Annotated in this window: 22 protein-coding genes; 8 read left to right on the top strand and 14 right to left on the bottom strand. The window is 54.4% G+C overall.

Features of this window, described 5'->3' with window-relative positions; translation table 11 throughout:
• Positions 1 to 23 precede the first annotated feature (23 nt).
• Positions 24 to 632, bottom strand: coding sequence for a cold-shock protein (locus AS19_RS14300; RefSeq protein ID WP_082116391.1), 609 nt, complete (start codon positions 630 to 632; stop codon positions 24 to 26).
• 205 nt (positions 633 to 837) lie between these two features.
• Between AS19_RS14300 and AS19_RS09860 the strand changes: the two genes are divergently transcribed.
• Complete coding sequence (locus AS19_RS09860) at positions 838 to 1,884, top strand: GNAT family N-acetyltransferase (protein WP_052753763.1); 1,047 nt, start codon at positions 838 to 840, stop codon at positions 1,882 to 1,884.
• Positions 1,885 to 1,951: 67 nt separating this feature from the next.
• Here AS19_RS09860 and AS19_RS09855 read toward each other — a convergent pair whose 3' ends face one another.
• From AS19_RS09855 to AS19_RS09820, 8 genes are all read right to left on the bottom strand, one after another.
• Positions 1,952 to 2,314: a hypothetical protein gene (locus tag AS19_RS09855; protein WP_046962018.1), complete on the bottom strand. Its 363-nt coding sequence runs from the start codon at positions 2,312 to 2,314 to the stop codon at positions 1,952 to 1,954.
• Between the two features lie 283 nt (positions 2,315 to 2,597).
• Complete coding sequence (locus tag AS19_RS09850) at positions 2,598 to 4,493, bottom strand: M48 family metallopeptidase (RefSeq protein ID WP_046962017.1); 1,896 nt, start codon at positions 4,491 to 4,493, stop codon at positions 2,598 to 2,600.
• Positions 4,494 to 4,505: 12 nt separating this feature from the next.
• Positions 4,506 to 5,093, bottom strand: a complete 588-nt coding sequence (locus tag AS19_RS09845) for a LemA family protein (protein WP_011589187.1) — start codon at positions 5,091 to 5,093, stop codon at positions 4,506 to 4,508.
• Between the two features lie 123 nt (positions 5,094 to 5,216).
• Positions 5,217 to 5,672 carry a DUF962 domain-containing protein gene (locus tag AS19_RS09840; protein WP_011589186.1) on the bottom strand — a complete coding sequence of 152 codons (456 nt, stop codon included), beginning with the start codon at positions 5,670 to 5,672 and terminating at the stop codon, positions 5,217 to 5,219.
• Between the two features lie 96 nt (positions 5,673 to 5,768).
• Positions 5,769 to 6,680, bottom strand: a complete 912-nt coding sequence (gene cyoE, locus AS19_RS09835) for a heme o synthase (RefSeq protein ID WP_011589185.1) — start codon at positions 6,678 to 6,680, stop codon at positions 5,769 to 5,771.
• Complete coding sequence (locus AS19_RS09830; RefSeq protein ID WP_041705004.1) at positions 6,677 to 7,741, bottom strand: heme A synthase; 1,065 nt, start codon at positions 7,739 to 7,741, stop codon at positions 6,677 to 6,679. The genes cyoE and AS19_RS09830 overlap by 4 nt, the downstream gene beginning before the upstream one ends.
• Positions 7,742 to 7,755: 14 nt before the next feature.
• Positions 7,756 to 8,370, bottom strand: a complete 615-nt coding sequence (locus AS19_RS09825; RefSeq protein WP_011589183.1) for a hypothetical protein — start codon at positions 8,368 to 8,370, stop codon at positions 7,756 to 7,758.
• Positions 8,370 to 9,122: an SURF1 family protein gene (locus AS19_RS09820; RefSeq protein WP_011589182.1), complete on the bottom strand. Its 753-nt coding sequence runs from the start codon at positions 9,120 to 9,122 to the stop codon at positions 8,370 to 8,372. Before AS19_RS09820 ends, AS19_RS09825 begins: the two co-directional genes overlap by 1 nt.
• 226 nt (positions 9,123 to 9,348) lie before the next feature.
• On the opposite strand from AS19_RS09820, the gene AS19_RS09815 reads away from it, so the two are divergent.
• Positions 9,349 to 9,621 (top strand): twin transmembrane helix small protein, encoded by a 273-nt coding sequence (locus AS19_RS09815; protein WP_011589181.1) that lies wholly within the window; start codon positions 9,349 to 9,351, stop codon positions 9,619 to 9,621.
• Positions 9,622 to 10,186: 565 nt separating this feature from the next.
• Here the strand turns inward: AS19_RS09815 and AS19_RS09810 are convergent.
• Entirely contained in the window at positions 10,187 to 10,525 is a 339-nt protein-coding gene (locus AS19_RS09810; protein WP_011589180.1) for a DUF1820 family protein, read from the bottom strand.
• 397 nt (positions 10,526 to 10,922) lie between these two features.
• On the opposite strand from AS19_RS09810, the gene coxB reads away from it, so the two are divergent.
• The 4 genes from coxB to AS19_RS09790 are packed head-to-tail and all read left to right on the top strand — an operon-like array spanning position 10,923 to position 15,261.
• On the top strand, positions 10,923 to 12,131 hold the full coding sequence (gene coxB / locus AS19_RS09805; protein WP_011589179.1) for a cytochrome c oxidase subunit II: 1,209 nt from the start codon (positions 10,923 to 10,925) through the stop codon (positions 12,129 to 12,131).
• A 14-nt stretch (positions 12,132 to 12,145) separates the two neighbouring features.
• Complete coding sequence (ctaD, locus tag AS19_RS09800; RefSeq protein WP_011589178.1) at positions 12,146 to 13,753, top strand: cytochrome c oxidase subunit I; 1,608 nt, start codon at positions 12,146 to 12,148, stop codon at positions 13,751 to 13,753.
• A 22-nt stretch (positions 13,754 to 13,775) separates the two neighbouring features.
• Complete coding sequence (locus tag AS19_RS09795) at positions 13,776 to 14,351, top strand: cytochrome c oxidase assembly protein (RefSeq protein WP_011589177.1); 576 nt, start codon at positions 13,776 to 13,778, stop codon at positions 14,349 to 14,351.
• A 28-nt stretch (positions 14,352 to 14,379) separates the two neighbouring features.
• Positions 14,380 to 15,261 carry a cytochrome c oxidase subunit 3 gene (locus tag AS19_RS09790; RefSeq protein WP_011589176.1) on the top strand — a complete coding sequence of 294 codons (882 nt, stop codon included), beginning with the start codon at positions 14,380 to 14,382 and terminating at the stop codon, positions 15,259 to 15,261.
• Between the two features lie 145 nt (positions 15,262 to 15,406).
• On the opposite strand, the gene AS19_RS09785 is transcribed toward AS19_RS09790, so the two are convergent.
• From AS19_RS09785 to rapA, 3 genes are all read right to left on the bottom strand, one after another.
• Positions 15,407 to 15,859, bottom strand: coding sequence for a hypothetical protein (locus tag AS19_RS09785; protein WP_046962016.1), 453 nt, complete (start codon positions 15,857 to 15,859; stop codon positions 15,407 to 15,409).
• A gap of 182 nt (positions 15,860 to 16,041) precedes the next feature.
• Complete coding sequence (locus tag AS19_RS09780) at positions 16,042 to 16,710, bottom strand: alpha/beta hydrolase (protein ID WP_011589174.1); 669 nt, start codon at positions 16,708 to 16,710, stop codon at positions 16,042 to 16,044.
• Between the two features lie 2 nt (positions 16,711 to 16,712).
• Positions 16,713 to 19,604 carry an RNA polymerase-associated protein RapA gene (rapA, locus tag AS19_RS09775; RefSeq protein WP_046962015.1) on the bottom strand — a complete coding sequence of 964 codons (2,892 nt, stop codon included), beginning with the start codon at positions 19,602 to 19,604 and terminating at the stop codon, positions 16,713 to 16,715.
• A 226-nt stretch (positions 19,605 to 19,830) separates the two neighbouring features.
• Between rapA and AS19_RS09770 the strand changes: the two genes are divergently transcribed.
• Positions 19,831 to 20,010 (top strand): hypothetical protein, encoded by a 180-nt coding sequence (locus AS19_RS09770; RefSeq protein ID WP_035461419.1) that lies wholly within the window; start codon positions 19,831 to 19,833, stop codon positions 20,008 to 20,010.
• Positions 20,011 to 20,018: 8 nt separating this feature from the next.
• A complete protein-coding gene (locus tag AS19_RS09765) occupies positions 20,019 to 20,216 on the top strand; it encodes a DUF1272 domain-containing protein (protein WP_332370058.1) in 198 nt (65 codons plus the stop codon).
• Positions 20,217 to 20,739: 523 nt separating this feature from the next.
• Here the strand turns inward: AS19_RS09765 and uca are convergent.
• A complete protein-coding gene (gene uca, locus AS19_RS09760) occupies positions 20,740 to 24,327 on the bottom strand; it encodes an urea carboxylase (protein WP_011589171.1) in 3,588 nt (1,195 codons plus the stop codon).
• Positions 24,328 to 24,414: the final 87 nt, after the last annotated feature.

Here is a 24,414-nt window from a genome sequence, read left to right as displayed (position 1 = left end):
CGCGTGATGCGACTTAGGTTGTTTTATTGTTCGATATAGACGTTATCGGCCTGTTCGCCGCGATCGGACATGCGGGTATCGAAGCGCACCTTGGTGCCGGTTCGCAGGCTGCGACGGCCGCCGTTCTGTACCGCTTTGAAATGAACAAACAGTTCTTCACCGCTGTCGGTAAGAATGAAGCCAAAACCCTTGTTTGGGTTGAACCACTTCACTTCACCGCGCTGCTGGCCATTGCTGCCGGGCAGGGAAGGCCTGGGTAGGTTAGCCGGCACCAGCTTGCCGAAAGGGATCAACGGCAGCAAGTAGACCAACACCGGTACCCACAACCACGCTTGATGGGTAAATACGGTATTACCGTGGCTGGCCACCAAGCCGGCCAGATAGAACAGCACAGCCACATGCAGTGGCAAACGTTGGCGACCACCCATTAGGCAGACCAAGTTAACGGCAGCGGCTAATAGCAGACCCAGACCGGTTTGTTGGCTGTGGATGTTGGAAACCTGAATCATGGCCAGGTTTTCATGGATGGTCACCAAGGCCATTTCCGGAGCAAACAAAAGCCAAGCACCGGGGAGGGCAAGTAACAGGGTGACGATGACGTAAAATATAGTCAGCGGTTTAGAGAGATTCATGGAGTTGACGTTACCTTGTTTAAGCAATGAGTGATAAAAGTAAGGATAAAAACCCGCCATATGACGAGGCGGTATTGTGCAGCCGGGTAAAACCCTCGTTATCGTTGCCCTTTTTGTAGGCTGGGCTTGTCGATAATGACTATCAGGCACTGCACAATCCGGGCATTGTACCCAAGCTGGCGATGAAACTCATGTTGGAGCTATTTTGGCGTCTTATCCGTTCCTTGAACTGACATTTTTCCAAGCGTTGCAGGATTGCGGTGCTGCCTCGCCGCAAACGGGCTGGTCGCCCTGCCATGTGGCGCAAGAGCACGGTTGGTTGCCCCTGTATGCACGCTCTCACTCCCAGGGCGAGTATGTATTTGATTTTAATTGGGCTGAGGCTTATCAGCGTCATGGTTTGGCCTATTACCCTAAACTGGTGACCTCGGTACCGTTCACCCCAGTAGTGGGGCCGCGTTGGCGCGGACAGTGGACCGCAGAGACACTTTGGCAAACCGTCAGCGAAAAAATGGAAGAGCAGCAGGCCAGCGGTTGGCATCTGCTGTTTGCGGACCAGGCAAGTCGTGAAGCGTTGGAAGGTTTGCCACTGGTGTCTCGTCAGGCCTGCCATTTTCGCTGGTTCAATGGTGGTTATGCTGATTTCGATGATTTCTTGGCGCGCTTTCAATCACGCAAGCGCAAGAACGTGCGCAAGGAGCGGCGGCAAATTACCGAGCAGGGGATTCATATTGAGCGTCGCCGGGGCGCACAGATTCAGGCGGATGACTGGGCTTTCTTCTACCGGTGTTATGCGAGCACTTACCTCAAGCGGGGGCAAATGCCGTATCTGAACGAGGATTTTTTCTTGGCGATAGCACAGCAGCAAGGTGAGCAGTTGATGCTGGTGTTGGCCTGGGACGGAAATACCCGGGCCCCGATCGCGGCGGCGTTGTATTTCTTTGATGACACTCAGCTCTATGGCCGTTATTGGGGCTGCCTGCAAGAGCGCGATTGTCTGCATTTCGAGCTGTGTTACTACCAGGGAATCGAATTTGCCATTGAGCAGCAGCTACAGGAGTTTGATCCGGGAGTGCAGGGTGAGCACAAAATTCTGCGTGGCTTTGAACCGGTGATTACCTGGTCATTACATCATTTACGCGAGCCAGCTTTTCAACAGGCGATCGCGGATTTCTGCCAAGAGGAAGCGCGGCACGTGCATGGCTACCAGGAGGAGGCTCGCAGTCTGTTACCGTTCCGGCGGGAAGATTGAATGGTTTTGTTTTTCGCAGGCGTCTTAGGTGCCATGATAAGGGCAGATTGTTACTTCTATGAGGTTGTCAGGCGATACATTGTTGACGTTGGTACAGCAATGCCATGGTGACCTTGTCACACAGATCCGCTTCGGGGTGGTCCGGGGATTTCGGTCCCAGTGTATCGGTTACATCTTCCAAATCGCAGTTCTGCGGGTCATCCAGGTCAGCAAAAAACTCCCAAGCGCGGCCACTATGATCCACTAAGGTGCCGGTGTAGACCCCTTCGTCAAACTGGCATACGCAGGAGAAGACGGTCTCGTTCAACGTAAAGCCTTGCGCGCTGATCCAGGCGGAGAAAGCTGGGTTAAGGCTGCCATTACGCACCTGCTCGGTAGCGTGAGCAACAGATTCCCAGGTATTGCGTGTGCTCGCCTTCTTTAATGGCATCGTGTTGCCCTCGCCGCATGGGTGTGATCGTGCGTTAAATTGTGAAAGAGCTCACAGGGCTGTCGATCAGCGGTCGTTTTTGAATGTGCCCGTATTCTGCACGCTTCATACCATCAAGTGATAAGGACGTTATCTTAAAAATCTGTAAGCCAAGGCGTACATGTGGAATTGGCGCAGTTGATTGCGCAATAGGGAATCAAACTCAAAGGTATTATGGCACTGCGGCTGTTAGTGCCCCTTGCTGGTATTCCCTATTTCCCAAATGTTGGGCTGCGGAAACTCTTTAGCGATTAAACAGGGGCGGAAGGGGACACTCAAGCAGGGCGGATACCGCGCGCAGCAGTTCTGCTTCCTGCACCTGGACTTTACCATCGGCCAGTACCAGATCCGCCGCAGCATCAATAACAGGCCCCTTGAGCAGCGGAGACAAGTCGGCCAGGCGCTCAATGGCGTTACTGAGCTTGTGGCTGCCACAATGTGTTAGGGGCATCAAGGTGCGGCCAGCGGGCAGAAGCCCGTGGGTGCTGAGCTGGAATAGAGTACGTGCGTCTTTCTCGTCAGCGCCACTGGCCCAAGTCAGTACCGAGAACAGCAATTGCAGTTCTGCGGCCAGTGCGCCATAGCGGCGGAAGCGGGTGCGGCGATTCTTGCCGGATTGATCCCCGAGTTGCTGGCGGGCTAATCCCACTAGCGCCCATTCGAAAAAGCTGTAACGGTCGTCGACCTCAATCAATGCGGTCAGGTGAGTAAGGATCCGTGCCCGGTCAGTGGCGGGTAGCGGTTTAAGCGCCGGTAATGCTAAGTCAATTAACGGTAGCCGTAGACGGGAACCTTGGGCATGAATTTGCTTGCTTAGCGTGACTAAGGCGGGTCGTTGACCTGTGATATCTAATGCAGCCAACAGCGCTTCAGTGCTGCTATTTGACGCGCTAAGTATCAGGGCGTAGAGCACATTCTCTGCCGACTTGGGCGAGCGAGTTTGGCGTCGAAGATCGTCAGGAATGGTCTCCAACAAGCTACGGGCATAGCCCATATCCGGTTCGCTTACGGTGCCAATACGTTGTGAGGGGGCGGCTGGCGGGTTTTCGTTACGTGTGGGCTTAAGGCTGCCGCCGGCGAAGGCTGAGGCTCCTTGAGGAATCTCGGGGTTGCTGTGTGTGGCGGTGCTAAGGGTATTACGGGCTCGGCTACGGGCACGGGCCACCCAGTCGCTGCCTAGGGCGCGGAGTCGCTCGTCCAGTGGTGGATGGGTACCTAGCAGGTTGCGCCAGCGAAAACGTAACGTTTCGCCGAAACACATATGGCTCATGTCTTCTGCGTGGGGGCTGGTTAAGTGAGAGCCGTTGCCGTTGCGAATTTTAATCAGTGCACCGCCAATTCCTGCCGGGTTGCGGGTGAATTGCACGGCAGAGGCATCTGCCAACAGCTCCCGCTGCCGAGAGATGGCCGCTTTAATCAGGCGTCCGAAGAACAGCCCGACATAACCGACAACCATCAATGCCAGCCCGGCAAACACCAGCCCGCCACCGCCTTTGCGGTTAGAAGAAGAGCGGCGTTGGCCGCGAATCAGGTATTCGCCAACTTTTCCTAGTGCGAGAATGCCCGCAAGCACGGCCAGCAGGCGCAAGTTCAGGCGCATGTCGGCATTGAAAATATGGCTGAACTCATGGGCGATAACGCCTTGCAGCTCATCGCGATTGAGCTCGTTAAGTGTGCCCTGCGTCACCACCAGCACGGTTTCCGAGGGGCGGAAGCCTGCTACGAAAGCGTTAATGCCGCTTTCCTTGTCCAGCACATAGAGCTGGGGAGCGGGGATACCCGAGGCAATACTCATTTCCTCGACCACATTGATCAGCTTTTTTTCGCTGATGTCTACGCTATCCATGGGAATGTGGCGGGCACCGAGCATGTCCGCTAGGCCCTTACCACCGTTGCGCAGCTGCCAAAGTTTAATCAGACAGCCGAAGATCATAACCGCCAGGGTAAGGCCGGTAACCCAGTGGACGATGGGGTGTGCAAGCCATTGGTGAGCATGCACGATCTGGACGTTTCCCCAGAACAGCGTCAGCAACAAGGCCAGGTTGACACACACCACGATGGCGATGACCGCGAGGATGAAATACAGAACAAGCAGCCCGGTTTTGCGGCGGGCTCGTTCTTGGTGTTGAAAGAAATCCATGGCGAGGCCGGGTTAGAAACTGACGTTCACGGCCTTGCGTGCCTGCTCGGTCTCAATTTGTAGCAGCTTGGCTTCGCTAAAGCTGCCGAATAATCCGCCGATGAAGTTTTGTGGGAACTGCTCACGGTAGGTGTTGTAGTTCATTACCGCATCGTTGAATGCTTGGCGAGCAAACCCAATACGGTTTTCGGTGCTGCTCAGTTCTTCCATCAGCTGGGCCATGGTGTCGTTAGCCTTGAGATCCGGGTAGTTTTCGCTGAGAGCAAAGAAATTAGCCAGTGAGCCGGAGAGGAAGGATTCTGCTTTGCCCAGTTGAGCCACGGCATTGGCATCGTCCGGGTGTGCAGCGGCGGCTTTTTTGGCGCTAATCGCCTGGTTTCGCGCTTCGATTACCTGGGTTAGCGTTTCTTTTTCATGGCTCATGTAGCCTTTGGCCGTTTCCACCAGGTTGGGGATCAAATCGTGGCGGCGTTGCAGTTGCACGTCAATTTGGGCAAAGCCGTTCTTGAAACGGTTTTTCAGGGCGATAAGTCGGTTGTAGACGGCAATGATGTAAATGATGACGGCAATGATGATGCCGAAAAAAATCAGAGTGCCCATGCGGGTATTCCTTCCCCTGCGATGTTGTTGTTAGCCTATAACCTACTGCAAAAGTCGTAGAGTGGAAAGGCGTTGGCTTTGATTTGCTGCAGACGTTTGCCGTTAAGCTCTTACAGGAAGAAATTAATACTTGATTCCCCATTTTCGATAGAGGAAGCCCATGATCCAAGCTGGGCCGATCATCAGATACTGGATGTCTTCGAAAAACGAGGGTTTTTGGCCCTCAACTTTATGGCCCCAGAATTGGCCAATCCAGGCGAGAATGAAGACCACTAGTGAGAACAGCCAGACGCTAATGCCGGCGGCAGCGATGAGACTGAGGCCGGCCAGACAGAGCAAGCTAAAAGCCAGCATGCCCACAGCAATGGGTATGGATAGGCGGGCGTAGTAGAGTGTGACGAAGACCAGTGCTAAGCATGCCCAGAACCCTGTGAACAGGGGGGCGGGAAGAGCCCAGAGAAAGCCGACGATGGTAAAGAAGATCACCGGCACGCATAGGAAGTGTACTTTCTTGTTGGTAGGGTTTTGGTGGCTTTCGCCATAGGCGTTGAGCCAGTCATTCATGCTGCGGGTTGCCATGTTGTTTTCCCCTAGTTGGTATTCTATGGGGAAGAGTATAGCGCGGCAGGGCGCCGGTGCCTCCTCTGGGCTCCGGCACCTTGGCTTATGTGTGCCTCATGCGCCAAGCCAGGACGCGACATTGGCGGGCGTCACGGGCAGGTAGTGGTCTACCAGCAGGGCGGTAAACAGAGCGAACAAATAAGTAATTGAATAACCGAAGGTTTTCATTGGAAGTTTCGGGTCTTCAGAAAAACGCAGGCGTACTGCGTGATAGAGAAATACCAAGCCGAGGATCAACGCGCTGAGCAAATAAATCAGGTCGCTCATGCCGGTGAGGTAAGGCAGCAGCGTGCAGATAAACAGCAAGATGGTGTAGTAGAGCACCGATTCACGGGTAAACGGGATGCCATGGGTCACCGGTAACATGGGTATATCGGCCTTGGCATATTCATCGCGGCGATGGATGGCCAGCGCCCAGAAGTGTGGTGGGGTCCAAACGAAGATGATGAGCACTAGCAGCCAAGCGTAGGGGTGTGCTTCACCGGTGACGGCGGTCCAGCCCAGTAGCGGCGGGATGGCGCCCGCGATACCCCCAATCACGATGTTTTGCGGTGTAGCGCGTTTGAGATACAGGGTGTAAATAAAGGCATAGCCGACAAAGCCGAACAAGGTCAACCACGCCGTTAGCGGGTTCACCAGAAAGTACAGCATAATCATTGAGGCGGTTGCTAGCAGCACCGCAAAGGTGATGGCGGCTTTGGGGGTCAGCTTTCCGGCAACCAGAGGGCGCTTTTCGGTGCGCTTCATAATGGCGTCAATTTTCTGATCCATAATTTGGTTGATCGCGGCGGAGGCCATCATGGCCAGCGACAGCCCCACAAAGGCAGGGATGAAAGTGGCTAATGGCACCATGCCTGCCGGTTCGGTGGCTAGAAACATGCCCGCCACCGCGGTGACCATAAGCAGCATGACCACGCCGGGTTTAGTGAGGGCGAGATAGTCGCGCCAGTGGGTTCTCTCACTCATGACGGGGCTCCTTTTTGTTGTGACTTTGGTTCGCGTTTGCCGCATTTTACGTTTATGGCACGGATAAATAAGACCAGACTAGCTAACAGTAGCACTGCCACAAAATTATGCGCGACGGCCACATCCAGTGGCACAGCAAAGATGACGTTACTTAGCCCCAGCCCGATCTGTAGGGTGAGAAGGCCGGCAATCACCAGGGCAAAGTTTCGGAAAAATACGCTGCGGGCCCGCAACAGAATTTTCCCTACCAGTAAGAGGGCCAGCAGGGTAACGACCAGGGCGCCGAAACGGTGCATCACGTGGATGGTTGTGCGCGCTTCGTTATCTAAAACTCCGTACTCATAGTCCGGCTTGTCGTGTTCGTGCCCCCAAAAGATAAAGGCTTTCTCGAAATTTAGCCGTTCTTGCCAGCCTTCTTCACACACGGGCAGATCGGTGCAGGCCACGGCTGCATAGTTACTGGCGGTCCAGCCGCCCAGAGCGATCTGTAAAATAACCGCGGCTAGTGTTATTGATGCCAGAGGCTTGAGGGTGAGCACATCGCAGTCATTCAGAAAGCTTGGCCAGCGAAACACTCGGGCAGTGAGCAGTACCAACAGGGTGAAGGTGGTAAAACCGCCGAGCAGGTGCAGCATGACGATAGTGGGCTGCAGCCCCATGGTTACCGTCCACATGCCGAGAATGCCCTGAAAGATAACTAATGCCACCAGAAAGAGCGGTAGTTTCAGTGGTTGCTTTTCCCGTTTGCGATTAACGAATGACAGTGCAGCGATGATGATAATGACGAGGCCCAGGGTCGAGGCAAAATAGCGATGCACCATTTCTGGTACGGTTTTGTGCGCTTCGCGCAGGGTCCCGGGCGTGGTTTCGTTGGTGTTGGCCACGTGCTCAATGGCTTTGCGGACGTCCAGATGGCCATAACAGCCTGGCCAGTCCGGGCAGCCCAAGCCGGCATCGGATAGCCGAGTCCAGGCGCCGAGGGTGATCACGCCAGCAGCCAGAAGGACGGCCAGAATACAAAAGCGGCGCAGCCAGCGCTGTGATGCGGTGGGAGTTTGCATAATCAAGGGCCTGCTTAACCGATCAGTGACCCTTTAAGGGTCCGTTTGAGATCGACGCGGATGTTCTCCGCCTCTTCGAGGGTGGCATCCATGTTTTCGTGCGAGGGGTAACGCATGAAGATTTGGCCGTCCGGGCTGACCAAAAAAATATCGCCAATGGGGTGACTGGGCTCGGGGGCGTATACCGGTGCCAGAGCCCGCTTAACATCAGCAGCAGAGGCATGAATGGAAACCATGCCATCGACTTTATCGGTAAGGAAGGTTTGTAATTCGGTATTGGCGGGAGCGGTATGGAGAATCACCCTGCGCACACGCTGAGTATCTTCCCCTAGCGCGAGTCGTACCTGTTTTACTTGATAATAGAGCCCGTTTTTACAGCGCGTGTCACAACCTTCACCGGCCACATAAAGCAGTGTCCACTGGTTGCTCATATCATCGCGGTCATAGGGCTGCTGTTCGCTATCGGTGGCATGTAGAGCCGCCATATCGATATGCGGGATCAATAGTTGCCCTTTGTTGACCTTCGACAGCTCCGCGGGGTTTATCAGAAAGCGTCCGGCCAAAAAAAACAGGATAAAAGGAGCAATGATTGCCGCTAGGGTGGCAATGTTCTTGGTCCGTGGAGACATTACAATTCCTCTCGCGTCTTGCGTGCTTTACGCCTGTTTCGGAGTGCGGCGGCAACATATATCAGCAGAGCGGCCAGCGCCAGTGCGAACCATTGCAGCGCATAGGCCTTGTGTCGTTCCGGGCCCATTACGGTCACGTCCTGCCAGTGCCGGGGCAGTGGTACATTGTTGCCCAGCGCCAGTTCCGGAGTAACCCGGATTTCAAAGGGCGGTAATTCTACCCCAAGTCGTTCTCCAATAGCGTCAAAATCCACTTTTTGTACGCGCAATGGCCACTGATTGTTGGGCAATGGCATGTCCTTGAGCACAAAAACGTCCCGGGAGGGGCGATAAGCCGTTCCGTGGACGGTTTGGTTTCCCTCAATGGGGACGATCGTTGGTAGTGTGGCGCGGTCGTTTCCTCTCGCTAGCCAACCCCGGTTAATTAATACCCAGCGGCCCTCTCGGGTTTCAAAAGGAGTCAACAGGTGATAACCGGCCACGCCGTTGAGGGTACGGTTATCTAGGAGCACGTTGTGGGCGTTGTCGAAGTGACCGGTGATAGTGATGCGACGGTGCATAGGGTCAGTATCAGCTAGCAGGGTGGGCAGGTCGGCGGGTGGTAGGGTGGCCCGTTCGTTCTGTTCTGTTAGCCACAGGCGTTTTTCTTCAGCGCGTTCCAGCTGCCAAAAGGCCAGTCGCAAGCAGCTTGCGGCCACAATAAGGGTCGCTATGAGTGCGACCCAAGGTGCGCGGCGGTAAGAATGAGGCATGGTTGTCTGCCCTCGTGACAGCAGTAGCGCGGCGAAACGGGGATTGCTGTTTTATGTTGTCGCCTTGCTTTGTCGATAGTGTGTGCACAGTCAGGCTAGGCCATTACAATGCCTGCCTGACAATGGCGGCACATTGTACATAGCTGGCCGGGCTTTTCATCTGCCTGCGAGAAAGTCCCCTTTGTGTGCTTATTTAAGCTTTGATGTGTTTAAGGAGATAACGAGTATGTGGTGGGTAAAGCTGATTGTTGTGATTTTGTTGCTTGCGGCAGTGATCTCTCTGGGCCGCGCGCTCATGTCTTTGGTGAAAGGGCAGGGAAAAGAAGGTAAGACCATGCGAGCCCTGGCTTGGCGTGTGGGTTTTTCGGTGACGGTATTTTTGTTTATTTTGCTTAGCATGCATATGGGCTGGGTGCGGCCTCACGATGTGAACCCGACTCTGCGTTACGGTGAGCCGATTCAGCCCAGCGGTCAGCCTTCGCAAAACCCAGGAGAGTAAGGCTGCAGCGAAATGGTGCCGTGAAGCGCTGCTTGCCTTGTAAAAGGCCAGTAAAAAGGCTGCAGCCCATGGAACGAAGATAGTCAGGGGGGCTCGGATACAGTGGGCTCACCTTGAGTGAGTAGGAGGAGAAGGGCCAGTAAGGATGGCCAAGGAGCACGGATGCACTTCTCTTTTTATTCAGATTGCGCTCACCCCATTCAGGCTATGGTGGTGGCCAAGGTAAAGAGACGGCAGTGGACTGGATGGCCCCGTTTGCGTTGGTTTTGTTCGCATGATCGCACGGCCTGAACAGGCCATGTTGTTTGTGCGACGCATTCGTACAGGGCTTTCTCTTGTACGCTCCCGTGGCGCGTAACCACCTTTGCAGGGGGGGGGCGTCGGTTAAACGGTTGATTTTTTTTGCTTCTCCGGGAACCTTTGAATCAGCCTGCGGACTAATTCAGTAGGCAAAATATGTTTTCTCCTCTTAAGTAATATCAGGCAACCCTCGGGGCGCTCGGTCAAGCCGGCGCCCTTCTTTTTTAAGGGGGACTGTGTTTTTCTCCGGGTGTAGGTGCTGGACTCAGTCTTTGGATGGGCTAGGAGGCATGGGGAACGGGGAAACGTTGTTGCTACGCGCTTCACCGCGTGATTCGGTGATTTTGCCTACGCCTTCTTTTTCTACTTCATCAATACGGATCACCGTATGCATGGGGATGTATGACCGCAAAACCCCTGAAAATTCGCTCTTAAGCTTTTCTTCCGATGGATCGACCACTACACCGCTGCGCTCATCGAACAGAAACTCCTCCACCTCGATAAAGCCATGCAGGTCGCTTTGGTATATCTCTGAGGCATAAATTTCGTAGGTTTGTGCTTGGCTCTGGAATATGACGCGGTAGATGGGTCGTCGTTTGGGCATGGTAGAAAGAGACGCTAACTAGGAAAATAGAGCCGAAGTGTAGCATAGAGTGCGACTTTCGTACCTGCTTGAAGGGCTTGATAAACCCGACCTTTCGGCTGGACTTTGGCAATGCGAATGACTAAAGTTGGCGCCCATAAATGCAGTGGGACAATTTGCCACACCTCCGGCAATTCAATGAAGTTACTATGGCGGCAAATAGCTATTTGATTTTATTGGGTTTTGCCTCCTATGTGACACGCTAAACGGCCGCCCCCTTGGTCGAGTATGTCAATGGGGAAGGTCTGGTGACCGTTTCGCTGCATCAATCCTGAAACTCGCTTTCCAGGCGCCGGTAACGGCAAAGAACAAGCGTGCCTGTAATGGGGTAGCGCTGGGGAAAACAGGGAGCAAACGCATGCAGTCAACTCTGTTCCACCGCGCAGCGGTTGGTCTTACGTCACTGATGATCAGTGGCATGACCTTCGCTAGCGACTGGACCGAACGTTCCGATCTCGACCTGCGACCCGGGGTAACCCAGGCCAGCCAGGACGTTCAAGATCTTCACACCACCGTTCTCTGGATCGTGACCGTTATCGGTCTTATGGTCTGTGGCCTGATTCTGTTCTCGATGATTCGCCACCGTCGATCCAAAAACCCAAATCCTTCCACTTTCCATGAAAACGTGTTTTTCGAAGTGCTGTGGACAGTGATTCCCTTTGTCATCCTGATTGCCATGGCCGTACCGGCCACCCGGGTGCTGGTTCAGCTGGATGACACCGCTGAATCTGAACTGACGGTGAAGGTAACCGGTTATCGCTGGAAGTGGAGCTACGAGTATTTGACGTACGAAGATGACAACGATATCGGAGTCTCTTTCTTCTCTAACCTGGCTACGCCGCCGGAACAGTACAACAACCCGGTTCTTTCCGGTGGCCTGTTTCCTTACGGCACAGCGAAGGAGCTGGTCGGTAAAGAGGCTCCTGAGAAAGACCACAACTACAACTTGGAAGTGGATAACAAACTGCTTATCCCGTCTGGCCAAAAAGTGCGTTTCTTGGTGACTTCTGATGACGTAATCCATTCTTTTTGGGTGCCGGACTTCGGCGGCAAGAAAGATGCAATTCCAGGTTTCGTTAACGAGACCTGGGCTTTGGTTCCGGAAGGCAAAGAAGGCACTTACTACGGCCAGTGTGCTGAGTTGTGTGGTAAGAACCACGCCTTTATGCCGATTGCCGTAGAGGTAGTAACCCAGGACGAATTCAAGGCTTGGATTGCTGAAGAGAAAGAAAAAGCCGCTTCTGGGCCCGACCTGACACCGTTTGCTGATATCGATCAGGCGATGGAAGAAGGTAAGCAAGTTTATGCTGGTGCCTGTGCAATGTGTCACGGTGCTAATGGTGAAGGCGGTATCGGCTTGGCATTTGCTGGTACAGAGTTTGCCACCAATAACGAGCACCTGAACGAGCATATCGACGTGTTGGTGAATGGCCGTGCTGCCATGCCCAGCTTCAAGGCTCAACTGACACCTCGCCAGATTGCGGCGGTGATCACCTATGAGCGTAACGCTTTCGGCAACGATACCGGCGATCTGATTCAGCCCGCCGACGTTAACGACCACGAATAAGGGAGGGGATAGCAATGTCTACTGCAGCTGCAACCCATGATGATCATCACGATCACCACCACGCCCCGACCGGCCTGAAACGTTGGCTGTTCAGCACCAACCACAAAGATATTGGTACCTTGTACCTGTGGTTCAGCTTCGCCATGTTCCTGTCCGGCGGTTTCTTGGCCATGGTGATTCGTGCCGAGCTACTCGAGCCCGGCATGCAGTTCGTGGATCCGGAGTTCTTCAATCAGCTGACCACCGTGCACGGCTTGGCCATGGTATTTGGCGCGGTGATGCCTGCCACTGTTGGCTTAGCTAACTGGATGATTCCCTTGATGATTGGTGCGCCAGATATGGCGCTACCGCGGATGAATAACTGGTCTTTCTGGATTCTGCCTTTCGCTTTCACCATTCTGATTGGTTCAGTGGTGTTGAGTGCGTTCGGTGCCGGCAATCCTAGCGCTCCGAACTTTGGCTGGACCTTCTACGCGCCGTTGTCCACCAAGTACGGGCCGGCGTCCACCGATTTGTTCATTCTGTCGGTTCACATGATGGGTATCTCCTCCATCATGGGTGCTATCAACGTGGTGGTAACGGTCTTCAATATGCGTGCCCCTGGCATGACATTGATGAAGATGCCGCTGTTCGTATGGACTTGGCTAATCACTGCCTTCCTGCTGATCGCGGTCATTCCAGTTCTGGCCGGTGCGGTAACCATGATGCTGACGGACCGTCATTTCGGAACCAGCTTCTTCGATGCTGCCGGTGGTGGTGATCCAGTATTATTCCAGCACGTGTTTTGGTTCTTCGGGCATCCTGAAGTGTACATCATGATCCTGCCGAGCTTCGGTATCGTGTCAGCGATCATTCCGGCGTTTGCTCGCAAGCCGTTGTTCGGTTACGCCTCCATGGTGTACGCCACCGCGTCCATTGCCCTGCTGTCCTTCGTGGTATGGGCCCACCACATGTTCACTGTAGGTATGCCGTTGGCGGGCACCTTATTCTTCATGTACATGACCATGTTGATCTCTGTGCCTACCGGCGTGAAGGTGTTCAACTGGGTGGCCACCATGTGGCGCGGATCTATGACCTTCGAACTGCCAATGAAGTGGGCGATTGCCTTTGTGGTGTTGTTTACCTGCGGCGGTCTGTCCGGTTTGATGCTGGCGATTACCCCGGTAGACTTCCAGTATCATGATACCTATTTCGTGGTGGCGCATTTCCACTACGTATTGGTGACTGGCGCGATCTTCTCCATTTACGCTGCTGCCTATTATTGGCTGCCGAAGTGGTCTGGCATCATGCCTAACAAAACCCTGGGTGAACTACACTTTTGGAACTCTTTGATTTCCGCCAACCTGCTGTTCTTCCCCATGCACTTTGTGGGCTTGGCGGGTATGCCGCGTCGTTACGCTGACTACGCGCTGCAGTTTGCGGACTACAACTTCTGGATTTCCATTGGTGGCTTCTGGTTCGGCTTGTCGCAGCTGTTTTTCTTGGCGGTGGCTGTGCTGTGTGCCCTGAAGAAAGGCGAGAAAGCCCCGGCTAAACCATGGGAAGGTGCGGAAGGTCTGGAATGGGAAGTGCCGTCTCCGGCGCCGTTCCATACCTTTGAGACCCCGCCGGTGGTGAAGTAACAGAAACTGACGGAGGAGCACCATGGGCGACGAGCAGCTCAGTGTTGAACAGCGCAATAAGCGCACGCTGAAAAAGCTGTTGATCTGGGCGGTGGCCATGTTTGGCTTCGCTTTCCTTATGGTGCCCTTTTATAACGTTATCTGTGATGTCACCGGGCTGAATGGAAAAACATCCAGTACTGCTGCCACTCAAGTGCCAGAAAATGTGGTGGCAGACCGCACTGTGACAGTGGAATTTATTACCCAGAAGGGGGGTGGGATCAGTGGAGAGTTCTCTTCTGAGACCAAGCGAGTAAAGGTGCATCCGGGGGAAATTACACTGGTGCATTTTTTTGCAAGCAACCCGACTTCATCGGATATGATTACCCAAAGCATCCCGTCAGTAACACCGGGGGAAGCGGCTCGATACCTGCATAAGACCCAGTGTTTCTGCTTCGATCAGCAGACGCTGCTAGCGGGTGAGCGCAAGGATATGCCGATGATTTTTTATCTGGATCCAGAAATTCCCAGTCACATTAATCAATTCACTCTGTCATACACGATCTTCGATGTGACAGAGCGGGTCGCCGGTAAAAACAACAGCGTGGCTGTGAACTAGAACAGCCGGTTGTAGAGGAGATTTTTTAATGGCTACTGAAAAATACTACGTTCCAGAGAGCAGCCCTTGGCCGTTGACGGCTTCCATAGGTTTGTTCATGACCGCTATCGGCGGTGCGCATTTTATTCAGCAGAGCACCATGGCGGATATGGAGCCTAGCTTCATTGGTAAACCGCTATTCTTCCTAGGCCTGACCTGGTTGCTGGTAGTGATCGCCCTGTGGTGGCGTGACACTATTAAGGAGTCCGTCGGTGGCCTGCACAGCAATCAGTTGGGCGGTTCCTACCGTCAGGGCATGCTGTGGTTTATCTTTTCTGAGGTAATGTTCTTTGCGGCCTTCTTTGGCGCTATGTTCTACACCCGTTGGCTGATCCTGCCTTGGTTGTCTGGGGAAGGCAGCAACGCCATGACCCACGAACTGCTATGGCCGAACTTTCAAGCCATGTGGCCGCTGACTGTGACCCCTGCGGGTGATACCACACAAGCCATGGGCGCATGGGGCTTGCCAGCGATCAACACGGCTATCCTGTTGGTGTCCTCTGTAACCCTGACAATCGCTCACCACGCCTTGTTAGAAGGCAAGCGTGGCACTGTGATTGCCTTCCAGGCGGCTACAGTGATCCTCGGTGTGATCTTCCTGTTCTTGCAGGTGGAAGAATATATTCATGCTTATACCGAGCTCGGATTGACGTTGGATGCGGGTATCTACGGCAGCCTGTTCTTCCTGCTCACTGGGTTCCATGGTGCGCACGTAACCATCGGTACCATCTTCTTATTCGTGACCTTGCTGCGTGTGATCAAGGGCCACTTTGATGAAGAGAATAACTTTGCCTGGGAAGCCGGTGCCTGGTATTGGCACTTTGTGGACGTGGTGTGGTTGTTCTTGTTTATTACGGTGTATTGGTTGTAATCGGCGGCGCTGCACGCGCCACGCGATAAGTAACACGTAAAAAGCCGCGCTTCGAAAGAAGCGCGGCTTTTTTGTTTGAAAGTTTAATGCTGTATTCAGGGCATCGGCGTTTCGGACGACGAGACGGCATTTACCTGAGTGGACCTCAACGAAGCCCGAATACATCAATGATTGTCTGAGTCGCATCAATCACCCGAACCACCTCATTATCGATGATGACGTCGCTGACACCGTCAATATGACGAATGCCGCTGTATGAAGGTAATCGCTCGCTGTTGTAGTAGAGCGTGTCGGGAAGGTATTGGCCTTTCTGCAGTTTCTTTTGCCAACCTGGCGGCAACTCGCCGCCTCGGGCCATTTTCTTCTGCAAGCCAGGAGGCAGGGCGTCAAACTCACGCTGGCTCAAACGTTGACGAAGGACCTCACGCTCGCGAGAGCTGTAGCGATATTTGGAATAATCACGGCGGTTATCCACCAACTGAACATGAGTGCGAGTATCGCGCTGGCCATTCTCCCAAGGCGGGCTAGCTTCGGCAAAAGTGGAAATTGCGCTAAGGCCAAGCAGGGCAGTAAGAGTAAAGACGGAAGCCGTTTTCATATGGGTCCCCTTTGTCGAAAGAGTATGGGTACCAGTATGGCGATGGAATGTGCAAAAAACGCGTAGGGATCATCAAAAACGGTTAAAGCTCAGAAACTGGAAGGCGTCGCAGACGCCAAGTACTCGCCTCTTTACTGGTCTGTCTGCGACAGATTTGAAGCTGTGTTTTACTTATGAATTCGTCATTGGTTAGGCGGCATTAGCCGTTCATTCAGCCATTGGCCAATATCCCGAATTTGCTCTAGGCAGACCATGTGCTCCATAGGATAGCTTTTGTATTGTGGTGAGTAACCCAGCTCACTCAGGGTGGCTGCGGCTCGTTGGCCTAATTGCTCAGGAACCACCGGATCCATGCTGCCGTGGCAAATCATAACCGGCAGTGTGGCGTTGGCATCGCTGGGTATTACCGGCATGGCCATATAGGTGGACAGGGTGAGCAGGCCGGCAAGGGGTTTGGGGTAGCGCAAAGCGGCTTGATAGGCAACGGCGCCACCCTGAGAAAAACCGGCGATGATGATCCGTTTGCTGGGGATGCCTCGGGCGATTTCTCGCTCGATTAGCATCTCCACCGCTCTGGCAGATGCCAGTACTCCTGCCTCGTCAACTTTGCGATCGATATCCATGGCGAGAATATCGTACCAGGCAGGCATGACCATGCCGCCATTGACGGTAACGGGGATTTGCGGTGCGTGAGGAAACACAAACCGTACGGCTAAATCTGCCGGCAGCTGCAGCTCAGGCACAATAGGTTCGAAATCGTGGCCACTGGCACCTAGGCCGTGCAGCCAGATAACGCTGGCGGTGGCTTCTGTGGCGGGTTCGATTTCAACAAAACGTAATAGCTCGCTCATGGTTAATCTCCTCCCGCGACAATGATGCGTACGGCTTCAAGCTGACAACGGGCTTCGCCGAGGCATTTTTCCAGCGCCTGGGTTTGGTCTTCCAGTGCGTCGATTTCTGCGTGCCTTACCGCCGGGTTTTTGGCTTGCAGCGCTTTAAGGCGAGCCAGCTCATGGGCCTGTTTCTCGCGCATTTTTTGCTGGGCAGCGGTGATGATACTTTCTGCCTCCTGGCTGGCGCTAATGTCATCGGCTTTGAGCAGTTTTTCCAGCAAGGCCTTTTGGCTGCCGACAATTTTGCGGCTCAGCGGCTTATCCATTTTGTGGCATTGCTGGCTTAAACCGTCGTGACTGATCGCCTGGCTGATATTTTTGCCATTGGCATCAAGAAGGTGACGGATCACCGTGGTGGGTAAAAAGCGATCTGCCTGAAGATGTTTCGGGGCGACAGCATCTACGGTGTAAATAGCTTCGATAAGCAGTGTGCCGGCTTTGATTTTGGGGTTTTTCAGCAGGCTAACAGCCGCTTTACCACGATGCTCAGTGAGCATCATTTCCAAGCTGCCAGTAACCATGGGGTGCTCCCAGGTGAGAAACTGCATGTCGTCCCGTGCCAATGCGGTGGCACGGTTATCGGTCATGGTGACCCCTTCTTCTGGCAGGGAGGGAAAGGCATCACGCATGTGGGGGCCGGGTTTGAGTATCACTGCGGTATCGGAGTGATCTTCCTGTTCGACACCATAACGATCAAAGATGCGTTGCATGAAAGGCAGTGGGCTGTCCTCATCTGCGGCAATCAAATCGGAGATCAGGGTTTCTGCGCGCTCACCATCAAATGAGCTCAGCTCCAGCAGGCGGTCACGCCCGGTTTCAAGCAGTGTGTGTAGCTCGGTGGTAATGGCGCGTGTATCGTCCACCAGTGCTTCGATGGCAGTGTATTCCGGGTCACCGGTAAGCAGAGGCTCTAGTGCGTCGCGGCTCCGCAGGTAAATATCGTGGCCAGCCGGGTTGGTGTGCTCGAACGCGTTCATGCCCTCGTGGTACCAGCGGAACAGTACTTCCTGAGCGTGTTGCTCGAAGTAGGGCACGTGAATCTGGATGTCGTCGGTTTGGCCGATACGGTCCAAGCGGCCGATACGCTGTTCGAGCAGATCAGGGTTTAGGGGTAAATCCAGCAGGACTAGATGATGAGCGAACTGGAAGTTACGGCCTTCAGAGCCGATCTCCGAGCAAATCAGTGCTTGGGCGCCATCAAAGTCGTCGGCAAAGAAAGCGGCGGCCCGGTCGCGTTCGATCAGGTCCATATCTTCATGGAACATGGCCACGTTCATGCCTAGCTTGTAGTTGCAGTGGGCATGCAGGTCGGTGGCGGTATTCTTGCTAGCACAGATCACCAGTACCTTGTCGTGGCGATGCTGTTTGAAAAAGTTTTCCAGCCAAGTGACGCGAGGGTCCAAGGTGCACCAACGATCATCGTGGAACAGGGTTTCCGGGTGCAAATGGCCGTCAATTTCTTCGTCGCTGTCGTATTTGTACTCGTCTGGCAGCGTAAGAGGGATGCCGTGTACGTGACGTGCCGGGAAGCCGGCAATGTTGTGGCGGGTGTTACGGAACATGACGCGGCCGGGGCCTGAGCGATCCAGCAGTTCTGCTTGAATCGCTTCGCGGTTGCTTTCGTCAATGTCCATGTCTGGTAGTAGGGCCACGGCTTCCTGCTTGAGTGCCTCATCCCATTTGGATTCATCGTGCAGTCGGCCGGCCAGCGCTGCCACGTCTTGATAATGGGTTTGTTCTTCCTTGAAAGCCTCTAGGCTGGGGTAGCGTTCCGGGTCGAGCAGGCGTAATCGAGCATAGTGGCTTTCAAGACCGAGCTGTTCCGGGGTAGCGGTAAGCAGCAGTAGGCCTCGGGCTTGCTTGGCAATGGTTTCCACGCGCTGGTAATCGTCGCTGGCCTGTTGTGCTGACCATTCCAGGTGGTGAGCTTCGTCGACCACCAGCAAGTCCCAATCGGCAGCTGCCAGTTGCTCAATGTCGCACTCGCTTAGAAAGTCCGTGCTGCACAAAATCAGCTGTTCACTGAGGAAGGGATTGTCGTCACCGCTGGCCGCTTCGTCAGCGCCGTCGTTCGGGGAGTTTTCCTCTTCAATAATCTGCGCCAGCATGTCTTTGATACTGGTTTCTGGCTGCAGAGCGTTCAGGCGTTCAGCATCAAAAATGGAAAAATGCAGATTGAAACGGCGCACCATTTCCACAAACCATTGGTGGACCAGGGGCGATGGTACGACCACCAGCACTCGTTTGGCACGACCAGTGAGCAACTGTTGATGCAGGATCAGCCCTGCTTCAATAGTTTTTCCCAAGCCGACTTCGTCGGCAAGCAAAACCCGGGGGGCAAAGCGATTAGCCACTTGGTCAGCGATGTATAGCTGATGACCAATCAGATCAATGCGAGGGCCCCGTAGCCCTTTAATGGCAGATTGCTGTTGGCGGCAATGGGCATTGAGTGCATCAATACGCAGCTCGAACCAGCGGTTGGAGGAAAGCTGGTTGGATAACAGGCGGTCTAAGGCTGCGGTCAGTCGTAGGGTATGGCCAAGATTGGTCTCAGGTACCGGCTGGATATCCTCCGGGCTGCCGTCCTTGGGGTGGGCCATGTAGATCTTGAGTCCATTAAGCTCGTTAACGTCGGTGACCACTAGCTCCATTTCATCGGCGGTGCGAATGGTATCGCCGCTGTCAAAGGTGACCCTGGACAAGGGGGCATTGTTCTTTGCGTAGGTGCGTTCTTCCTCTACCGCCGGGTATTCCACGGTGACCAGTCGGTAATCCAATTCCTTGATGATGCCTAGGCCCAGCTCAGTTTCGGATTCGCTCAGCCAGCGCTGGCCGGGAATAAAGTCAGTCATTGTTGCTGCCGGTGATTACTTGGGAGGCGAATTATACGGGTTTGTACGCCCCCCTTCGATGGGTGAATCCGATTTCATGGGCAACGGTACAGCCATGAGCCTAACGATCGACTGATCGGGGGTTTGTTGCCCGTTGGGCGGCGGTATTTATGTTGGCCAATCGAAAACGGGCAAGCAAAATTTGCGGTATGCTCTAGCGACGATTGGATCTCACGGTGATGAGCGAATGGGCGATATTCTGCCGTTCAAGAAACCGCAAAAGAAAACGCCGAATAGAGGCATGTGCCAGCACGGGTTCCACAGGTGGTTGATCTGTAAGGAAAAGCAGTTTGATGTGAAGCAAGGAAAACTGGTGACGGTATACCGTTGTGAGCGCTGCGGAAAAGAAAAAGTGAAGACGCACTAATCGGGTAAATGTGCATGCTTGAAATGCGTTCTAGCTGTGAAATATGTCAGTGCACCTTGGCCGCCGATGAGCAAGCGTATATTTGCTCCTACGAATGCACCTTTTGTGTCGATTGCTGCACCATTCATGCTTGCCGATGTCCGAATTATCTAGGGGAATTGGTAAAGCGGCCCCGCCGGCAGAAGGCCAGCAATGACAGCCCTTGAAGAAAGGGCGCTTGCGGGAAGTTTAAGCGTATAACTTGCCGGTGAATGAGTGGCAGCCAGAGAGTGCTAACGGGTTAGAGGTGTGGGTGACGGCGTTAGGAGAGGGCGAGTTTCTACCCGCCATTAGCTCAGGTGTTACAGGCGGCGGGTTTCAAAGAAGGTGGCGTTGCTCACTCAAATGCCGGTAGCGCTGAATGGGCTGGGGCGTTCATCAGCGCGCGAGTGCAATCTGTATTGTTGAATGCCAGGACGTTGGGGCCATGCCGAGCAATTCCGCTAGGCCCGCCCTCGGTGCGGCAGGGGAGAACCGCACTGTCGATTGGCATCAACGACACAGATAATAAGGCGTGTTCATAGCCCTCGTTTTGCATTCATTTCCGAGCGCCTACTATCGCGAAAAAATACGTAGGGCATGAATCCAAGCATCCTTGCTATCGCAATAACAGCAACGGTGGCGATATTGTTATGGCCTTTCTGGACAGATCAAGAGGCTGCAGTTTTTCAGAGTCTCTTTAACAGGCTTTCAATCCAGCACCATGATCGCTTGCCCCGCATTGATCTGCTGACCTTCCTGGCGGGAAACAGTGATGACGTTTCCTGAGCCCGGGGCGTAGATTTCGATTTCCATCTTCATGGATTCAAGCACAGCCACCACGTCACCTTTTTGCACGTGGTCGCCTTCGGACACGTTCAGTTTCCAAATGTTGCCTGCTACAGGGGATTCCACTGGAGTGCCATCCACTTCTTCGGCTCCATTGTCTGCCTCTAGATTCTGCTCGGACTGGAAATTGATCTGGCCACTGTCCACCCAGCGTTGCAGTTCTTCATCAAAGGCCTGATTGCGGACGTCGGTGAAGGTGGCAATATCCTGTTGGTTGTCGTCCAGGAACTGCTGGTAAGCACTGAGGCTGAAGGTCGTTTCTTCCACCTTCAGTGGGTAATCCCCCTTGGGGAAATCTCGGCGAATCTGGTTAAGTTCTTCGTGGCTTACCTCGTAAAAGCGAATCTGGTCGAAGAAACGCAGTAGCCAGGGCTGGTTGAATACTCGTGTTTTGCGGTAACGGTTCCACATCTGCAGGGTGCGGCCGACAAACTGATAACCGCCGGGGCCTTCCATGCCGTACACACACAGGTAAGCGCCGCCGATGCCCACGGAGTTTTCTGCCGTCCAGGTACGGGCGGGGTTGTACTTGGTGGTGACCAGACGATGGCGGGGGTCGTAGGGGGTAGCCACTGGCGCACCCAGGTAGACATCACCTAACCCCATCACCACGTAGCTGGCGCTGAACAGAATATTTTTTACAGCATCAATGCTGTCCAGCCCGTTGATGCGACGGATAAATTCCAGATTAGACGGGCACCAGGGGGCATCCTTGCGCACCGACTGGATGTATTTTTCGATGGCTTGATGACAGGCTTGGTCATCCCAGCTTAGCGGGATATGTACGATGCGCGAAGGGACTTCCAGATCATCCTGCTGCTGTAGGGCATGTTCGGCACCGGCTAGGTCTTTGAGCAGTTGCTGGCGAGTAAGAACCTGTGGATTGAAATGGATCTGCAAGGAGCGGATACCGGGCGTCAGTTCAATAATGCCGGGGAGTTTTTGCTGTTCAAGCCACAGCATGAGCGCATGGGCGCGAAATCGGAGGCGCAGATCCAGCACTAGGGGGCCGTATTCCACCAGTAGATAACGGTCTCCAGCGGCGCGGTAAACCACGTCTACGCCGGCTTCTTGTTTGCTAAGGGTATTAAGCACCGGTGTGGTAATGACAGCACTTTTTACCCGTTTAGCCGGCTCAACGAGTGAGGACACGCAGTGGTCTTGTTCGGCGGCAAGTGTATCCGCATCGTCCAGGCTGATGGCTTCAAAACGTAGGGTATCGCCGGCTTTTAGTTGGCCCAGCTTCCAGCGGTCGGCCAGTACCACAGTGGCGGGGCAGACAAAGCCACCCAGTGACGGCCCGTCCGGGCCGAGGATGACCGGCATGTCGCCCGTGAAGTCCACTGTGCCCACTGCATAAGCATTGTCGTGAATGTTGGAAGGGTGCATGCCGGCCTCGCCACCATCACTGCGTGCCCAGTTTGGTTTGGGGCCCACTAGGCGGATACCGGTCCGGCTGGAGTTGTAATGCACTTGCCAGTCCGTGGAGAAAAACATGGCCATGTCGTCGTCGGTAAAAAAGTCCGGGGCGCCATGGGGGCCATAGATCACCCGCAGGGTCCAGGCTTTGCCAAGCTCGGGCTTCAAGCTTGCCGGCACCTCCACGCGGGCTGTTATGCCTGTATCTTCAGAAAAGTGCAGCACATCGCCGGTGCGCAGGGCGCGGCCACCGTGACCACCGAACTGGCCGAGGGTAAAAGTACTGCGTGAGCCCAGATAGGGGGTGCACTGGATGCCGCTGGCAATAGCAAGATAGGCGCGAGCGCCTTCGCCGCTTACTTTGCCCAGTTTTAGCACCTGACCTGGTTGTACCTGGATGACCTGATAAGGGGGGACCGGACGGCTATCCAGAGAGGCCTGCATGTCCGCGCCAGTAAGGGCTATGCGGGTGGCCTGGTTGAATTTCAGCGTTGGGCCGTTAAGCGTGAATTCCAGTCCGGCGGCGGCTTCGTCGTTGCCCAGCAGGCGGTTACCGAGACGGAAGCTGAGGTTGTCAAAAGGTCCTGAAGGGGGCACGCCCACGGGCCAGTAGCCACTCCGGCCAGGGTAATCCTGTACTGTGGTCATGGTGCCGCCGGCCAGTACATCTACGGTAAAAGGTCGGTAACGGAAATCATTGAGGTAGCGGGTGGTCATTCGCCCTTGCGCAAATACCGGGTTGGCCAGAATGGTGCGAACATATTCCCGGTTGGTCTCAATACCTTCCAGGGTGATGCCATCCAGGGTCTGCGCCAGTGCGTTCAGTGCGCTATCGCGATCGGCTTGATGAATGATGACCTTGGCTAGCATGGGATCGAACAGGGGAGAAACGGTAAGCCCGGCTTCCACCCAGTGATCAATACGCAATGCTTGCCCATCTGCTTCAGGAAAGGTGACAGCAGTCAGCAGGCCGGCGCTGGGTTGGAAATCCTTGGCCGGGTCCTCGGCATAGATCCGCGCCTGAATGGCGTGACCATTGGGAGTAAAGGGGCCGAGTGAGTTCAGTGCGGGCAGCTCGCCAGCGGCCAGTTTGATCATCCACTCCACCAGATCCACGCCGAAAATCTGTTCGGTGACACCGTGTTCCACCTGCAGGCGGGTATTCACTTCCAGAAAGTAGAAAGTGTTGGTGTCCTGATCGAGAATGAATTCCACTGTGCCGGCATTGCGGTAATGCACCGCTTGCATAAGCGTGCGTGCAGTATCGTGCAGTTCATGGCGAACATGATCGGGCAGGTTGGGGGCCGGTGTTTCTTCCAACACTTTCTGGTGGCGACGCTGGGCGGAACAGTCGCGTTCACCGAGGGTAACGGCTTGGCCTTTGCCATCACCGAATACCTGGACTTCAATGTGACGGGCGCGGGCGATATATTTTTCTATAAAGACGCCATCATTGGAAAAATTGTTGGCGCTGAGGCGGCGCACGCTATCCCAAGCCTTGTCTAGGTTTTCTGCATTGTCACAGATTTGCATGCCGATGCCGCCACCGCCGGCTGTGCTCTTCAGCATGACCGGATAACGGATTTTTTCAGCCGCTTTCAGTGCCGCCTCTTTATCATTCAGCAGGCCGGTACCTGGCAGTAGAGGAACATCGTTTTTTTCTGCCAGGGCACGAGCGGTGTGCTTGAGGCCGAAGGTGTCCATTTGTTCGGGCGTTGGGCCAATAAAGGCAATGCCGCGGGCTTCACAGCCCTTCACAAAGTCCGGGTTTTCACTGAGAAAACCGTAACCGGGGTGCACGGCTTCTACGCCATGTTCTTCCATGAGGGCAAACAGCTTATCCTGATTCAGATAGGTATCCTGGGCATTGCCTTCCCCTAGGCAGAAGGCTTTATCGGCGTAACGTACGTGCAGGGAATCGCGGTCGGCCTCGGCAAAAACCGCTATGGAAGTGATGCCCAGGGATTGGAGGGTACGGGTAACGCGGGTGGCAATGGCACCGCGATTGGCAATCAAAACCTTGTTGAACATGACTTTTTCTCTTGTCGGGCTGTCTCTGGGACAGATGACGGGCCGTCCCGTCTTTATAGCCTTGGCCGCCGGGGTCGTCCCCAGGGA

The organism is Alcanivorax sp. NBRC 101098, from assembly GCF_001010505.1.
Classification (GTDB): Bacteria; Pseudomonadota; Gammaproteobacteria; order Pseudomonadales; family Alcanivoracaceae; genus Alcanivorax; species Alcanivorax borkumensis.
This window is presented reverse-complemented; position numbering and strand designations above follow the sequence as displayed.